14 protein-coding genes and 1 tRNA gene are annotated in these 17,204 nt (G+C 26.2%); 7 read left to right on the top strand and 8 right to left on the bottom strand.

Going from position 1 to position 17,204, the window contains the following annotated elements; all coding sequences use genetic code 11:
• The first annotated feature begins 747 nt into the window (after nucleotides 1–747).
• Complete coding sequence (locus HL033_RS01130) at nucleotides 748–3,885, top strand: hypothetical protein (protein WP_218194276.1); 3,138 nt, start codon at nucleotides 748–750, stop codon at nucleotides 3,883–3,885.
• Between the two features lie 380 nt (nucleotides 3,886–4,265).
• Here the strand turns inward: HL033_RS01130 and HL033_RS01125 are convergent, their stop codons facing one another.
• From HL033_RS01125 to HL033_RS01115, 3 genes are all read right to left on the bottom strand, one after another.
• Nucleotides 4,266–4,694: a YqaA family protein gene (locus HL033_RS01125; protein ID WP_218194275.1), complete on the bottom strand. Its 429-nt coding sequence runs from the start codon at nucleotides 4,692–4,694 to the stop codon at nucleotides 4,266–4,268.
• A 270-nt stretch (nucleotides 4,695–4,964) separates the two neighbouring features.
• Nucleotides 4,965–5,038 (bottom strand) — tRNA-Arg (locus HL033_RS01120).
• The gene (locus tag HL033_RS01115; RefSeq protein ID WP_218194274.1) at nucleotides 5,021–6,142 is read right to left on the bottom strand and encodes an aminotransferase class I/II-fold pyridoxal phosphate-dependent enzyme; all 1,122 of its coding nucleotides are present in this window, start codon (nucleotides 6,140–6,142) and stop codon (nucleotides 5,021–5,023) included. Before HL033_RS01115 ends, HL033_RS01120 begins: the two co-directional genes overlap by 18 nt.
• Nucleotides 6,143–6,311: 169 nt before the next feature.
• On the opposite strand from HL033_RS01115, the gene HL033_RS01110 reads away from it, so the two are divergent.
• Nucleotides 6,312–6,488 (top strand): SecY family transport protein, encoded by a 177-nt coding sequence (locus HL033_RS01110; protein ID WP_218194273.1) that lies wholly within the window; start codon nucleotides 6,312–6,314, stop codon nucleotides 6,486–6,488.
• 532 nt (nucleotides 6,489–7,020) lie between these two features.
• Here the strand turns inward: HL033_RS01110 and HL033_RS01105 are convergent.
• Nucleotides 7,021–7,641 (bottom strand): MotE family protein, encoded by a 621-nt coding sequence (locus HL033_RS01105; protein ID WP_218194272.1) that lies wholly within the window; start codon nucleotides 7,639–7,641, stop codon nucleotides 7,021–7,023.
• A 94-nt stretch (nucleotides 7,642–7,735) separates the two neighbouring features.
• Here HL033_RS01105 and HL033_RS01100 point away from each other — a divergent pair, with 94 nt between their 5' ends.
• Nucleotides 7,736–8,245, top strand: coding sequence for a Na+/H+ antiporter subunit E (locus tag HL033_RS01100; RefSeq protein WP_218194271.1), 510 nt, complete (start codon nucleotides 7,736–7,738; stop codon nucleotides 8,243–8,245).
• 123 nt (nucleotides 8,246–8,368) lie between these two features.
• Here HL033_RS01100 and HL033_RS01095 read toward each other — a convergent pair whose 3' ends face one another.
• Both HL033_RS01095 and HL033_RS01090 read right to left on the bottom strand, forming a co-directional pair.
• The gene (locus HL033_RS01095) at nucleotides 8,369–9,142 is read right to left on the bottom strand and encodes a type III pantothenate kinase (RefSeq protein ID WP_218194270.1); all 774 of its coding nucleotides are present in this window, start codon (nucleotides 9,140–9,142) and stop codon (nucleotides 8,369–8,371) included.
• Nucleotides 9,139–10,182 (bottom strand): quinone-dependent dihydroorotate dehydrogenase, encoded by a 1,044-nt coding sequence (locus tag HL033_RS01090; RefSeq protein ID WP_218194269.1) that lies wholly within the window; start codon nucleotides 10,180–10,182, stop codon nucleotides 9,139–9,141. The genes HL033_RS01095 and HL033_RS01090 overlap by 4 nt, the downstream gene beginning before the upstream one ends.
• A gap of 258 nt (nucleotides 10,183–10,440) precedes the next feature.
• On the opposite strand from HL033_RS01090, the gene HL033_RS01085 reads away from it, so the two are divergent.
• Nucleotides 10,441–11,043: a peptide deformylase gene (locus tag HL033_RS01085; RefSeq protein WP_218194268.1), complete on the top strand. Its 603-nt coding sequence runs from the start codon at nucleotides 10,441–10,443 to the stop codon at nucleotides 11,041–11,043.
• A 211-nt stretch (nucleotides 11,044–11,254) separates the two neighbouring features.
• On the opposite strand, the gene argH is transcribed toward HL033_RS01085, so the two are convergent.
• The gene (argH, locus tag HL033_RS01080) at nucleotides 11,255–12,649 is read right to left on the bottom strand and encodes an argininosuccinate lyase (RefSeq protein ID WP_218194267.1); all 1,395 of its coding nucleotides are present in this window, start codon (nucleotides 12,647–12,649) and stop codon (nucleotides 11,255–11,257) included.
• Between the two features lie 88 nt (nucleotides 12,650–12,737).
• Between argH and HL033_RS01075 the strand changes: the two genes are divergently transcribed.
• The 3 genes from HL033_RS01075 to pdxH all read left to right on the top strand — a co-directional run bounded on the left by HL033_RS01075 (nucleotide 12,738) and on the right by pdxH (nucleotide 15,680).
• Complete coding sequence (locus HL033_RS01075) at nucleotides 12,738–13,367, top strand: alpha/beta hydrolase (protein ID WP_246575287.1); 630 nt, start codon at nucleotides 12,738–12,740, stop codon at nucleotides 13,365–13,367.
• A 365-nt stretch (nucleotides 13,368–13,732) separates the two neighbouring features.
• Nucleotides 13,733–14,695 carry a patatin-like phospholipase family protein gene (locus HL033_RS01070; protein WP_218194266.1) on the top strand — a complete coding sequence of 321 codons (963 nt, stop codon included), beginning with the start codon at nucleotides 13,733–13,735 and terminating at the stop codon, nucleotides 14,693–14,695.
• 406 nt (nucleotides 14,696–15,101) lie between these two features.
• Complete coding sequence (gene pdxH / locus HL033_RS01065; RefSeq protein WP_218194265.1) at nucleotides 15,102–15,680, top strand: pyridoxamine 5'-phosphate oxidase; 579 nt, start codon at nucleotides 15,102–15,104, stop codon at nucleotides 15,678–15,680.
• A gap of 107 nt (nucleotides 15,681–15,787) precedes the next feature.
• Here pdxH and HL033_RS01060 read toward each other — a convergent pair whose 3' ends face one another.
• Nucleotides 15,788–17,185, bottom strand: coding sequence for a UDP-N-acetylmuramoyl-L-alanyl-D-glutamate--2,6-diaminopimelate ligase (locus HL033_RS01060; RefSeq protein WP_218194264.1), 1,398 nt, complete (start codon nucleotides 17,183–17,185; stop codon nucleotides 15,788–15,790).
• Nucleotides 17,186–17,204 lie beyond the last annotated feature (19 nt).

Raw genomic sequence — 17,204 nt, 5'->3', positions numbered from 1 at the left:
TTTTAATATAAGGGTGATAAATTTCCTTTGTTAATGTAATCAATTAATTGTAATTTTAATATAGCATATATATATATATATTAGTATGACATCTTAATTCATTTTAGCTTTATTTTCAGTTTTTTATACATTAGTATTATTTTTTTAAGTATTATGTTTACATAGTAGCTATTATTTACTATTAATATAAAGTTTTAAAAGTATTTATGAATATTGTATGTAAGGTTATCTATATAATACATATTTTTTTATTAAATAGGATAAAAAATAAAGCTGGTAATTTTAATTAATTGTGTTATTCACTTTAAGTGGTTCTATGGTAGAACTGGTAGTATTTTAATATTTTATCTGTTTCCTGCTATGGGTACAAATAACCATTCTATAATGTATTGTATATGTCTTTTTATAATAATATTAATGTTGTTGTATGTTAAAATTAGAAAGGTAAAAACTTATTTATCTAATTACTAAACTTCTCTATTTATTAGTTGTTATTTTTTAATATTGTAAATTTATATATCTAAGTATCTTTCTTTAATGACAATAATATTTTGCAATTATGTTTGTATGATTGTGTTGTCTCAATTTCTTAATATTTAGCTGATTATATTGATAGTAAATATTTTTAATATTGTGAGGCAATTAAGAGATTTAACTTGACTGTGTTTATGAAGCAATATACTGTGAGCAATAATTTATGCTAAATTAAGCATAAATTATTATTTTTGATATCAAATGAGGTCTTTTATGTTAAGTAATAATGATACCATTGATTCTTTAGAAGAAGATAGTTCTAAAATAGCAGGTGCTGTACATGTAGTTACGGCGTTAAAAGATGTGAAGGTAGATAGTTTATGTAGTCTTTCAGTAATTTCCGATAATGCGTTATCTGATTCTTCAGAAGAAGATAGTTCTAAATATGATTCTTCAGAAGAGGATAGTTCTAAAATAGCAGGTGCTGTACATGTAGTTACGACGTCAAAAGATAATGTTGCAAGTGAAATTCATGATATAGAGGTAGATAGTTTAGATAATGTATCATTTAGTATTAATAGAAGAAGTATTCCTGCAGAGGAGAGTTCTAAATTAAAATATGGAACTGTTGACCAATTTGATAAAGCATTAGATAGTGATATGTCATATACAGATATAGAAAAGGAAGTTTTGTCTATTATACGACAAATACAAGAGGCATGTAATGATGATACATATGAAAGCTATTGTTATAATTTTGTAATTTTAACTTTAATAGAATGTAATGACTTCTGCAAATGCTTGAATGAAATATATTTAAATTTAAAAGGGTTTGAATATTATTATGATCAAAAGTGTAAGTGTTGTGATGTTGAATTACCAATTATTCCATTATTTTCCAAACAAAAAGAAGTATGTGATATTCTAGAAAGATTTCATATGTTATATCACACTTCTACTGCATCACAAGATGTACAGAAATGTGTAAAAAGTTTATGTAAACCTACTGTTAATCCTCTTATATCGGATTTGAAAATTACGCATAATAGGCTTTTTTTTAAAAAAATATTAGAAGAATTTTGTAATCATGGGATAAGTGGGCAATATATAGGCAAATTTAGAGACAAAAACGGACAAATTTTTATTTTGCCACAATATTTTAAATATTTACATAGTATCAAGCTACTTGACAGTAGTATATATGTATGTGGTGATATTTATGATTATGTTAATATTTCTTTGGGCAATAATAATATCTATGTGCTTGGTAATGTTTATGGAAGTATCATTTCAGGTGGTGGAGTAATAAATGTAAGAGGCAATCTTTATGGAAAATTGGAATCTTATAGTGGTGTAGTAAATGTATATGGTAATAATGAAGGAAAGATTATTGGTGATAATTGTACTATTGTTGTTTATTTAAATAATAAATGTAATATTAGTAATATAAATGGTGATGTTACTATAAAAGATAATAATGGAGTTATTTATTTGGAAAAAGGTGGTTGTATTTATGTAAATGGTGATAATAACCAAAGTATTAATTGTTCAAAAAATGATTGTAATGTTTCAATTTGTGGAAATAATAATGGAATTATAAATTATCAAAATAGTGGCAAGATTACCGTTATAAATACTAATTATGGTAGTATTAATTGTATAAATGATGATGTAAGTAATATTTGTAAATTTAATGTAGATATAAGTAATTTTTATTTTCGTGAGCAATATGATGATTGTTATTATAATACATTATCACGTAAATGTTTAGTGACAGTTAATATATGTAGCAATTATGGTGATATAACATCTGACAGCAGTGCTATATTAATTGATGATCAATATAGCAGTAGTAGGATAAAGTGTAATAATAGTATTTTGATGATTAATCAAGTACATTGTTTTAATAATATGATGAATAGTTGTATATATCCTAAGTATATAGCATTCAAAAAACAATTTATTAAAGTACAAAATTCCATGGTAATTATTAAAGGTGATGCAAATGGAATGGTATTAAATGGGAAAAATATTCAGTTTATTACATTAGGTAATGTTGAATATTGTGATATTAACATGGAAGGCGTTTCTGGATATGTAGAAAAGATTCATGACTCTACATTGGTGTTGAATGATAGTTACCTGAATACAAATAGTATTGTAAGAAGTAAAATGCATGTAATAGATAGTAAAGTTTACGTTTATAACAAAGATATGCTTGATTTACAAGATAATATTGAAATGTTTTGCAATGGTATTTTACAATCAGGCAAAAAAAAAGATGATGCTATTAGTATACGTAAAAAAGATTTTGGAAAATTACAATGTGTTAACTTAACAATTCATGGAAAATCTTTACTAAAAGCTTACATTAGTGATCGGGATACAGTTATGTTTGGTGATAATCAGTCTCAGGTAATGTTATATATGGCTATTGGTACTAAATTTTTTGTTAAAAGATGTTTATTAGAAGTTATAGTTATGGTAGGTGGGAATATTGATACATCTAATAGTACGGTTGTTCTTCATTATAAAAGTGAAACATCTATAGAAAGGGTATTACCTCATCAGGCATTACAATGGGCAATTTTACGTAATAAAATAACTAATAAATTAAAAAAAGATCTAGTTTTAACTCAACAAAAGCAAGGTATTATAGGTAATTATGAAAGAGAAGTATATTCTTTATTGAGTAATGGACAGACAAGTTATGAAAGCGGTAGAAAATATTTTTTTGTATTAAGAAAGTGTGATCATAAAGTATCTGATAATAATAGCTATATAGAAAAAATTAGTACTTCTGAACTTATGCCACCATTAGAAGAGGATTATGCATTACCTAGTACTAGTGAATTGAAAGATGATGTAGAATCACTATATAATAGTAGCAGTATTACATCATGTAATTCAGTTGTTGACAAGAAAAGTAGTATTAAGACAAGCTTTATGGGAGAAAAAAAAATCTTTAATCGCATATTAAAGAAAAGTAAGGATGGATATATGACACTAAAAGATAGTGATAAGAATGTGACTTCTAGTAAGCCTAGAATTTGTATTACTGAATTATTAGATGATAAAAGTACTATGTTTTGTGATGCAATTTCTAAGAAAAATAGTGCTAAAGAAGGTGATATAGAGGAAAAAATTGTACCTTTTGTTAGTGTATTAAAAAACAATAGAAGCGAGACTTTGCCTTTAAGTGTGATGAGTGATGTTACCTCGTTCAATATTCAAGGTTCTAGTTGTATAAAAAAAGATAGTGTTTTCCCTATTATTAATAGTAATAATGGTGCTTATGAAGGTGAGGTTGTATTGCATTGTCAATGCTTTTTTCTAGATAAATACCGCTTGACAAAATCAGAAAATTATTTAAATAAATTAAAATATATTGAAAAAAAATTGCAAAAATAAGCCGTTATATACAAAAAGTTGTTTTGCTACAGAACATTTTTGTTGTGTATTTGAATTGTGCTTCAGTTTCATTTAATTTTTAACATATATTGGTTATGTTATTATAATGTTGTTATATAACATTTTATGTGAGTTAATGATTATGGCTCAAAATATTTATAAATAGTTTTATAGCATTAAACAACGATTTGTATAGTATTGTAATAAAAAATAGTTCTATTAATCTGCTTTTGTTGCTATTGAAAAATTACATGAAACAACTTTTGTCATTATTTTTGTATTCTGTTTAACATATTGCTTCTATAAATAATAAGTTGTTTACTGCAATAAATTCTGATTTTTTTTGTTATTATTATAAAAGAGTTTAATCTCATAAAAATTTATAGTATTATTAATATGAAATATACTAAATAAGATATTGATATTGCAACTAATGTAAGCATAATATTACTTTTTAAATATCCTGACAAAGCATTTACTAAAGCTCCCCAAAATGGTATCCATGATATGATAAGTACTAATAAGGTCACTATTTTTGTTATATATGGAATAAATTTATGTTGTAACTGCTCTGAATTGTGATATTCCATTCTTGCATGAATTATGATTCTTCCTAGAATTAAATTAACTAACCCTCCTATTAGCGACCCTAAGGTTGCTATTATTATCATAAGTGTTGTATTATATCCTCCAAAGTAATACATAATTTTAAATATTACTATCTTATTGAGAGGTAAAATTAGAGCAGCTACTAGACTGTCAATAAATAACAAAAAGTATACTTCTATAAGATGTGATAGACTTGTCATTGTATTATATAAGCTTGATGTAATTTGATCATATGAAAGGCTATTTAATTTAATTGTTGCAAAGTACAATTGTACATAAATTTTTTTTGAGATGCCAAAAATATTATTATAGAATATCAAGATAATTTTCATGATAAATAATAATAGTATTACTACTTAATTAATTAAATTACCAACTATAAATAGTATATATATGGTAAAGTATATTATATATAATTTTTTATGTTGTAGATTTAGTGGTAAAGTAAAGAATAATGATAACATGTGAAGTGGGACCGGTGCGATTCGAACGCACGACAATCAGATTAGGAATCTGATGCTCTATCCTACTGAGCTACGGCCCCTTGATCTAGAATTTGTTCTTCTTTTAGTACTTTACACAATCTTTGTATATCAGACAATCTATGTTTTGTACTAAATGTAAATCTTAATCTAGGAGTAGGAGATGTTGGTGGTCTTATGGCAGTAACTAAAAACCCTTTTTTTGCTAATATCTGTTCAGCATTAAGTGCAGCATTTATGTCTTTCATTATTAGTGGGACAATATTGCTTTGTGGTTCTGGTAATCCTAGTGATTTGCAGAAAATTCTTGCAAAATTTATAGGTATGTATTTATTTTTATTTATTATATCTATGGCGCTACTAGCAGCTGCTACTATCATTGGAGGAATAGCAGTTGTATAAATAAAGCTTCTTGCTTTATTTATAATATATTCTATTACAATTTTTGATGAACATATATATCCCCCTAAAGCACCTGTAATCTTTGAAAGAGTACCTACATATATATCTGGCGTGAGGTTAGTAACTTGTCCAAATCCATGTGCAGTATCAACAATAATCCATGCATTGTATTTTTTAGATAATTTTATGAAATCATCTACAGAAGCAAGATCTCCATCCATACCATATATATTTTCGATAATAATAAGACAATGTTTATGTAATTTCCTATATTTGTTAAGTAATTCTTGACAGTGATCAATATCGTTATGTAAAAATCGGTAAAGTGTTGCTTGTGATAATTTAATGCCGTCTATTGACGATGCATGTATAAGCTTATCAGCTAATATCATATCTTGGCGATTAACAAGTGATGATATAATACCAAGATTTGTTAAATATCCACTACTAAATACTAATGCAGCTTCAGTACCGTATAATTTTGTGAGTTTTTCTTCGATTTCTTTATACAATATGTGATTACCTGTTATTAATCTTGAGGCGCAAACTCCTACTCCATAAAGATTTATTGCATCAATTGCTGCTTTTTTTACTAAATAGTGATTTGCAAGATCCATATAATCATTACATGCAAAAGAAATTAGTTTTTGCCCATTTTTATATACTATTCTACTGTTGCTAAGTTTTATACTTGTATCTAGTTGTCTAAATAAACCTTTAGACTTAATAGATGATAATTTTTTTTGTAGTACATCTGCTAACATAAATACACTTGAAGTATTGTTCAATAAATTATTTATAACTAAGTTACATATTTTAGTATAAAATAAAAAATTTATAGTTAAATATTTTATCACATGAATTTAATACTACTGTATAATTTTAAGAAAAGTGATTGTTTTTTGCTATATTTTTCTAATTTTTTAGGATGTTATGTTGAATTGGGGAAGTGTTATATGTAATTTCTTACGCTTTATTAATGTTTTTTATATATTGTTTGTGGTTGATACAAAGGAAACTTCAGAAATACTTAAGAAAAATGGTGATTTGGAAAAAAGACCTAGGAGAAATACCTGTGATTATTTTGAGTATTTTATGACAAAGGTTTAACAATTATAGGAATATATTTTATTAATTATGTGTATTTACCTAGTTATTTTAGGTATTATCGTTTGACATCTTTACATTAGGCATGTATAGGTGATTTATTGATATATTGCATAGCATATTTTTTAAATATAATTTTTGGATAAATAATAGTCAACTTATTGATATGTGATTTTCTATTTGTATTCTAGTTTTATGGGATTATGTTATTCTTCTGGATTTGCTAAAATAAATTATTAAATATGATGTATTGTTTTATAGCTATTGAAATATTAAATCATTCTCTTAAGGGAAGTTGTTTATAACTTAAAAAATTGTATTAATAGCTAATCTATAATGATTTTTATTGCTTAAAGTGTATTATTAAATGTATCTCTTAGATTTATGATAATTATTTATTGTATTTGTAATAATAAAAATATTTAAATTAATCATAGTATTTTAATTAATGTTAGTTTGACTGTTTATGATCGATAATTTTAATATGATTCATTCTGTGCAATGTGTAATAAATTATATGTTTTATAATGAAAAATTAATTGCTATCAGAAAGCTTTTTATATATCTCTAAAGTTATATTTTTTATTTTGCTGTTATTTATATATGTTAATATTGGCAATAATTTTGACTTTTGCATATGAGATGTAATATGTAATACAGTTTTGGAGTCTAATGTATTAAAAATTTGTGCAGCATAATATGCTGGCATATTTTCATATATATTAACTAGTTCGGAAAGTTTTGTGTTAATACTGCTATTATTAAATGTAGAGATTTTACTAATTTCTTTTTTAACTTTAATAAGGTAGTCGATTTGTAAGGAAATATTTTTGCTTATTTCATATAGTAACTGTTCTTTATGAGTAAGTTTTTTTTCCCAATATGTAAAATATTGATGTATTGTTGATGCTTTGTTTTTGTTAATAATGTTATGTATTAGCATATGTGGCGAATATTGTCCTACGTATGGAAAATATTTTTGAAAAGTTATAATTTGTGTAGTTGATGTTGGATCGGTAAAAAATTTATTGATATAACTTGAAAGCATCAAGGTAGTACTTTTTTCATCTTTATTAATGGTTTCTTTTATAGTGAAAACTGTGCAATATATTATCAAAACACTGATAATGATTGTGAATTTTATGTCTATTTGCATATTTATAATTTATGTAAGTTATTTATATTATACAATAACGCATTATGTTATAAATGCTAAGGCTTTTATGTACTTATAAATTGAGTAAAAATACATGAAATTTTATGGAATAAAGTGGTTTATCATTTTAATGATGTTATGGGTAATTTTATCAGGACATTTTAGTATGTTCTTTGTTATGTCAGGTATATGTAGTGCTATGTTGTCAGTGGTAATAGTGCTTGTTTTGCTAAAAGATCATTATGATAATGATGAGTATGTTATTTATGCTCCAAGTAAATGCTCTATCGTCTTACTTATTAGATTATTATATTATATTATGTGGATCATAAAACAAGTGGCGATTTCTAACTTATATATTGTAAGAAAAGTATGGAGATTAAAATTAGATATTAATGATTATGTATTTCAATTAATTGCAGTTCAACAAAAAAATAATTTAGGAGCATTTATATTATCAAACTCCATTACTTTAACTCCTGGTACTGTAAGTATTGATGTTATATGGGATGATGGATATAAAATAAGGGTATTAGCAATAGATAAAGAACTTATATTAGGAATAGATGATATTGATTGTAGGGTTAAAGAACTATTGCAGTAAATGGTTTTAATTATAGTATTAGGTTATTAGTAAAATAAATTATGAAGTTGCGTTATTGTGTGTTAAATATAGTGTAATATTCCTTTTATAGTTAAAGAAATATCAATGATATAATATTTTGTGTTAAATTGGATGTTGTGCATTGTATAAGTGTAATATTCCTTTTATAGTTAAAGAAATATCAATAATATGTATATTTTTATTGTCAATAAATAAATTAGATCCACCTCCTGTTGCTATTATAAAAAATTTTTTTTTATCTTCGGTAATAATTTGTTTTATTATGCCTTCAATCATTGCAATATATCCCCAATATAATCCTGATTTTATAGATGTATCCGTGGATTTACTGATAAGCTTATCTGTTTTATGTAAATTTACTTGTGGTAGTGACGCAGTTTGTGATCTCATACTATGTATTAAACAAGAAATACCAGGAGTAATTATTTGACCGTATAAACTGCCATGTTTATCTAATAAATTAAATACTGTTACAGTTCCCATATCTATAACTAGTAAATCTTTATTTGGCCATAATTTTTGTGCTGCAACTAGGTCTGCAATTCTATCGGTGCCAATATTTCTTTGATTAAGATTTATAGTGATGTTTGAATATAAGATACTTTCATTTGTTATGAATATAGGATCGATTTGTAAGTATTGCTTACACATATCTTCTATTACAGCACTAACTATTGGAACAACACTTGAAATTACAACACCTTTTATGCATTGAATATTTATATTTTTTTGAGTAATAAAAGAGTTAAAATATATGAAATATTCATATGTTGTTTTTTTGTGGTTAGTTGATAAAATATAGTTATATATTATTTTATCTTGATGACAAACTGCAATTTTTATGTTTGTGTTACCGATATCTATTGCTATTATCATTTGTGATTAATACCTATAGCCTGATCTATCATTGTGAAACCTTCAGATGTTAAAATATCAGCAAGTTCTTTATTGATTTTATTTACTACGTTGATTCCATTGTATACCATTGCAGTGTAAAGTTGTAGTAGTGATGCTCCAGCTTTTATTTTTTCATATGCTTGCAGTCCGTTACTTATGCCGCCACAACCTATTAATATTAATTGACCATTAGAAAGTTGGTATATTTCTGATAATACTCTTGTGGATAAATCAAATAGTAGTTGACCACTAAGACCACCTTTGGAATAACCATATAAATTGTTAAATTGCGTTGTTGTATTACTGATAATTAAGCCACTTATTTTATATTTTAAGGCTAATGTGGTAATATTTTCTTTTATTACGTCGCTAATATCAGGTGAGATTTTTAGAAAAAATGGTATAGATTCTGCATAATCTATTGCTTTGCGTGTTTTGGTGATAGATATAAGAAGAGCAGTAAGAATTTCTTTATTGTGAAAATCACGTAATCCAGGAGTATTTGGAGAAGATATATTAATTGTGATATAAGAGCTTAGTCCGTATATTTCTTTGATAACATCTGTAAAGTCCTTTATAGGATCAGGAGTGTCTTTATTAATTCCAATATTTACTCCAAATGTGTAATTATTAAGATTACTTTTATTAATCTGGGTTATTAGGTATTTTACTCCTTTATTGTTGAATCCAAGATTATTAATGATTGCTTTTTCTTTTTTTAATCTAAAAATGCGTGGTATCTTATTGCCTTGCTGTGGATATTTTGTTACTGTTCCTACTTCAGTGAATCCAAAACCCATTAATAGTATTGGCTTAATGACTTCTGCATTTTTATCAAAACCTGCTGCAATTCCTATTGGTGTTCTTAGTTTTTTACTCAAGAAATGTGTATTAAGACATGAATGCCATTGAGGAGTTATATGTGGAAATAGCCCATTTTTTAGCGCAAGTATTACCAGTTTGTGAGCAATTTCAGGTGATATATATAGTAATGGATTAATAATCTTAAATGGTAACACTGTGTTATTTTATAATCTATAATACTAAATTATATAATATTTTTATAAAAATACTACTTGTATAAATCTTTAAATTTGTATAACAATTAGCTTTATGAAATATGGGTGTATATATAATATTTATTTCTCGCTATTAAAGGTAAATACAATTTTAAACTGTATATAATATTATTTATTAAGCTTATACGAGTTATATGTCAATATTAGGTTGTTAATATGTATAATAATTATTTGAATTATGTGTAATTTGGAGGAAGAATGAAGATTTTATCTGTTGAAAATGTACATGAATTAACAGTATTACATACTAAATCAGATTATATAAGACATATAGATAATGATGTTATAAAATTAGTTGATGATATGGTGAAAGTTGTAGATAGTAATAGAACTGTTGGGTTTTCTGCTGTACAGCTTGGTTATAATAGTAGAGTCTTTATTATAAATATGGTTAGTGGGTTGTTTGATGTTCATAAAGATATAAAAATATTATCAGGATATCATTCGTTAAGTGGCAAGAATTTAATTTGTATTAACCCGGAAATTGTAAATTTATCAGGTGAGACTGTTACTTTATTTGAAGGTTGCTTATCAGCAGTTTCTTATGGATTAGTAGGTATTTCTCGTCCAAAACATCTTGATTTGAAATATACAGATTTACTAGGCAATGAATGTACTATTAGAGCATATAGGTGGCTTGCTAGGTGTATTCAACATGAAATAGATCATTTAAATGGAGTACTATTGGCAAATGTTATAGATAATATAAGAAATGTTAATGTGAATAGTGTCTCTGATGAGGATTATAGTACAGTTCATATATTATTGTTAAACAACAAAGAACGTGCTACAAATGCTTAGTAGTTTTTGTGTATATGTTATTTTAGAATTAATTTTTTATGAATTATAAGTATATTTTATTTTTTAACAGATAATTATGTTCTGAGATTTTTTACAATAACATATGTTACTTTATTTATATGTTTTACTTTAGTGTTGTGTAATATTTATTTTAGTTTAGTTTTTTTTTATTTCCAAATAGCAAGATCTTATGAGACTTTTACATATAATGTTAACTAAGAGATGCTTGCGAAAGGTACAATTTTCCTTTTTGAATAGCATTTATAACATTTACTGGTGCTGTACCACCATAGCTTGTTTTACTTTTTACAGATTCTTGCACCGATAGTATAAGAAATATATCTTCTGTAATATTGGAATGGATTGATTGTAGTTGTTGAATTGTTAAGTTGCTTATATTGCATTTTTGTGTTTCTGCTAATTTTACAATTTTTCCAGTAATTTCATGAGATTTTCTAAAAGAAATGTTTAAATTTTTTACTAACCAATCTGCTATATCTGTTGCTATTGAAAAATCACATAAAGCAACTTTTGTCATTATTTCTGTATTAATGGTCATACTGTTTAACATACTGTTCATTGCTTCTATACATAATAATAAATTGTTTGCTGCAACAAATGTTGATTCTTTATCTTCTTGCATATCCTTACTATATGATAGTGGCAATCCTTTCATAATAACTAGCAATTGATTGAGTGAAGAAAATATTTGAGCTGCTTTACCTCTTATTAGCTCTGCCGCATCTGGATTTCTTTTTTGTGGCATTATTGAACTGCCGGTTGTCATGTCATCAGATAGTTGTATAAATTTAAAGCCATAACTAGACCATAATATTAGTTCTTCGGCAATTCTTGATAAATGCATTATACATATTGATGTATTTGATAAGAATTCAATAATGTAATCGCGATCTGAAACTGAATCTATAGAATTTTCTGTAGGACATTCAAATCCTAATTCTTTTGCAACAAAATGACGATCAATATTGAAAGAAGTTCCTGCTAGAGCGGCTGACCCTAAAGGACATTCATTTATTGTTTGATAAAGATTTTTTAAACGTATTCTATCACGTTTAAACATTTCAAAATATGCCATCATATGATGACCAAAAGTTACTGGTTGTGCAATTTGAAGATGTGTAAATCCAGGCATAATAGTATTATAATGCTTTTCTGCTATACTTATTAAAGAGCTTTGTAGCATATGTAACTTTGAGTCGAATATTAGTATATATTTTTTTGTCCACAGCTTTAAATCTGTTGCTATTTGATCGTTTCTAGATCTTGCTGTATGCAACTTTCCTGCTACTTCTCCTATAATTTGATGTAGATAATGTTCTATATGCATATGTATATCTTCAAGATCTATGTTGAAATCAAAATTATTGCTTGAGATTTGTTCTTTTATTACGTTTAATCCATATATTATTAATTGACCATCAGATTCAGTTATTATTTTTTGCTTTACCAGCATTTTACAATGTGATATTGAGCACGCTATATCTTCCTGATACAGGGCTTTATCGAATTTTATTGAAGCATTAATTTCCTTCATTATTTCACTGGAAGGTGCTGTAAATCTACCACCCCATAATGGATGACTCATTATGTTTTTGACTGCATATAAAAAAGCATTATAATTTACTATGTTAATGTTGACAATTAATTTATTTGAGAGGGGATGATAGAATATCATGGTAATAATTAATGGACCAAGCTTTGTAGTTAGTAATGATATAGATAATTTAGTAGTTTTATTACATGGTAGAGGTGCTACAGGAGATAATTTAATATCTATAGCTCCTGCAATGAGTAAGATTATTCCTAGATCTCAGTTTATTGCTCCTAATGCACATATTAATTATAATGTAGGATATGCATGGTTTTTGTCTGATAGCTTACGAGAAGATATTATTTTTCATGAAATGAAAAAATCTGTAAAAATTGTTAATAATTTTATTGATAAGCAATTACAAAAACTAGGATTAAGTGATAAAAGATTATCGTTGGTTGGTTTTTCACAGGGAGCAATGTTAGCAATGCATATAGCGCTATGTAGAAAATTATGTTCTGCAGTTGTATCGTATTCTGGTGCTATTTTATGTCCTAATTTATTAAAATGTGAAATTATTTCAAAGCCTAATATGTGTATTATACATGGTAATGAAGATTATGTAGTTCCATTTACATATTTTAATCATTGTATGACTTTTCTCAATGATAATGGCATTACTGCAGAATATCATGAAATAAAGGGATTAGATCATAGTATTAATGCTGAAGGTATAAAGATAGGTGCAGATTTTATTAAGAGTTGTTTATAGTAAGATGTTATGTTAGCAATAAGGATATATGACTAATATATAAATGATGAAATGTGTAATTAAGTGTTATTAATAAATGTGTTGTATAAATTTAAACTTGTACATCGATTATAAATTCTAAGATAAACAATAGTAATATTAAAAATGTTTAATTGGGGTTATTTTTAACTTATCTGAATTTGTGTAATTGATAATATAATTTCTGTAGTTGTGTGGATTATGTAATAAATATATAGGACAGGTTTTTTACTTTAAGTGGTTTGTTCTATAAAATTGTGTTTACTATCAATTATAATATTACGCTATAATATTATTGATTTATATTAAATACAATATATGAATTTATTAACAAATGGAAGATTTATATGGCAAGATATGTATTATCAATAGATTGCGGAGGTATTAAGGGGATTATTGCTGCAACAATTTTATGTGAAATAGAAAAAAAACTTGCAATGCCACTATCTAAAGTATTTAGTATGGTTGCTGGTAGTTCAGTTGGTAGTTTAATATCTGCTTTGCTAATTTTACAAGATGCTAGAGGGTTCCCTAAATATACTACTGAAGATATTTTAGGATTTTTTTTTCAATATGGAAAAAAGATGTTTAATAGTTCGATATTACGTAAAGTGGTATCTTGTGTTATTGGGTCTCGATATTCTTCTAGTAATTTACAAAAAACTTTCGATTATTTTTTTACAGATACAGAAATGAAGAATTTAATATGTAATTTTTTAGTGCCAAGTTATGATGTGTATAGTCGAAAAGATGTAATTTTTAGAAATTGGGTAGAGAAATATACATATCTTAAAGTAAAAGATATATTGCTGGCAGCTACTGCTGCTCCTACGTATTTTTCTCCAAAAGAACTTATATTAGATAATCAGAAAAATTTATTAGTGGATAGTAGTTTGTTAGCTGGGAATCCAGTGGTATGTGCATATGCATCTGCAATAACTATATATCCAGATGATGACATATATTTTGTATCAGTAGGTTGTGGTTCAAAACCCAATACTAAATCAGCAAATGATACATTATTGTACTGGGCTACACATATTGTAGACTTGTTTTTGGATGCTGGAATGGATGTAATAGACTATCAAATGAATAGAATATCGAAGCATGGGCATTATATTAGAATAAATGGTGTTTTGCAAGAATCCTCATATGAATTATCTGATGTATCAAATAAAAATTTTCAATCTTTAAGGTTAGATGCGCAGAGAATTGTGCAGGAGAATATAGATAATATAAATAGGTTAAGCGATTTAATTATTGGTGATAATAATTTTAAATATTCACCATTGTGTACTACATATAGTTAAAATGTAAAATGGTATATAAAATGCAAAAGAATTATAAAAATTGCTAAATTTATGTAATTAATTCAAAGTTTTAAATTGTTGCTAATAATTATCAGTGCATTATATTATATTTTGCAAAAGTTAAAAGGCGATACTGTAAGTTAATGTTTCAATTAAATTTAATATAATATAATGTTTTTATACGTATAGTTAATAAGGTTATCAATGTTTATTGAAGTCTTCATTTATTAAATAATGAAACCTGCCATGTTTTTGTTATACTAAGAATATATAAATATTACTTTGATTTATAGTAATATCTTGCATTATATAATAATACAATGAAGAGGGAAAATAAGATTTAATAGTTAAATATGAGAGATATTTATTGTGTTTATTGTATGTATTTAATTATATGTTTCATAATATGAAGGATCCTATTAAATTATTTGGGTTATGGTATAATGAAATGTTAAAGTTTCCTTGTAAAGAACCAACTTCTATGGTATTAGCAACCTGTGGAAAAGATTTAAAGCCATCAGCAAGAGTTGTTCTACTTAAGAGATATGATGATAGTGGTTTTGTGTTCTTTACTAATTGTAATAGTAAAAAAGGACGTGATATTGCTTATAATCCGTATGTTGCTCTTGTTTTTGATTGGAGATTTATTTCAAAACAAGTGCGTATAGAAGGAAAAATAGAGTTATTAACATCTGAGGAATCGGATGCTTATTATGCATCTAGAATGCGTGGCAGTAAAATAAGTGCTTGGTGTTCTAAACAGTCAAGTATTTTAAAAAATCGTGATAAATTGTTAGCATCAATGAAAGATATGGATCAAAAGTTTGAGTATAAGAATATACCTAGGCCAGATTATTGGGTTGGAATGAAAGTAATTCCTAGATTAATAGAATTTTGGCAAGAAGGTAATGATAGGTTACATACTAGGCATCAATATAATAAACTTAAAAGTAATGTATGGAAAGTTGTAGAACTTTATCCATAACTTTATATTTTTGAATCAAAAAACGGAACATAGCTAAGTTAATGAAATTTTTGTAGAGCTTTGAATTGTATTTATGGCTTTGATGAAAATTTGTCGTAGTAACTTTATTACTTATATAATTGATTAATAATGCTTTTTGCTATTATTTCATCATTAAAATTAACTATATTATTGCCAATGATTTGATAATCTTCATGGCCTTTGCCTGTAATTAACACAATATAATTATGAGAAATTGCTTGCTCTATTGCATATTTTATAGCTTCTTTTCTATTAGGTACTTCAATAGCATTATGACAGTGTGATAAAATATCTTTTCTAATTTTTGATGGATCTTCATTTCTTGGATTATCATCTGTAATGACAGTTTTTATTGTGTATTGAGAAGCTATTTTGCCCATAATTTTACGTTTTTGAATGTCCCTGTTTCCTCCACAGCCAAATACCAAAATTATTTTATTTGAATATTTATGTAATTTTAAGGACATTAATGTATTTTTTAATGCATCAGGAGTATGTGAATAATCAATAATAATGAAATCATTTATTTTCTCCATTCGTCCTTTTGGTGCAACTAGTTTTTCAATAGGTAAATCTTTGTATTTTATGTTTGATGCAATAATTATTCCTATAGCACACATTAAGTTATATATTTGAAATTGTCCTAGTATGGGAAAAAACTTTTCATATATAGTATTATATATTTTTATTTTTATATGATGTCCTTCTTTGTTGCTATTAAAGTTTAACAGCTGAATATCTCCTTTATTAGTGCCGTATGTAATAACGTTACTGCTTTTTGTTATCTTTTTTAATTGTGTGTATTCTGCGGTATCCATATTTAATATGGAATATCCATCGCAAGCTACAAGATGTGAGAATAGTTTTTTCTTGGCAGAGAAATATAGCGCCATGTTGTGATGATAGTCTAGGTGATCATGTGATAAATTTGTAAAAGCTGCAGCCTTTATTATAATGCTGTTAATACGTTTTTGATCTATTCCATGGCTTGAGGCTTCTAAACATAAGTATTGAACTTGTTCATCATATAGTTCTGATAATATTTGATGTAATTTTAGAGCATCTGGTGTTGTTAGAGAATTTTTATATAATAATTGTTGATTTACAAAAGTACCTAAAGTTCCTATACTTGCCGCTTTATAAGCTAATAAATTCCATATTTGTCTACAAAAATCTACAACTGATGTTTTTCCATTAGTACCAGTGACTGCTGCGATGAAATTGGGATGCTTATTATGTAATTTGGATGATAAAACATGATATAATTCATGCGGATCTGAACATATGATAATTTTATTATTTTTTGCGATACTGCAACTTTTTGTTATGACAAATTTAGCACCTAGTCTTATAGCTTCTGGTATAAATTCTTGACTTTTTTCTGATAAGCATATAAAAGCATATCCGGGTTTAATGTGTTTTGAATTAGATGATATTCCACTAATTTTGCTGGAAAGTTTTTGTATAAGCTTCTTTGTATCCATGCAATTAGATCAGAAATAA

Origin of the sequence: Neoehrlichia mikurensis, assembly GCF_019186785.1 — a bacterium.
Classification (GTDB): Bacteria; Pseudomonadota; Alphaproteobacteria; order Rickettsiales; family Anaplasmataceae; genus Neoehrlichia; species Neoehrlichia mikurensis.
Note: the sequence above shows the minus strand (reverse complement) of the source record. Positions and strands in the feature narration are given on the sequence as shown.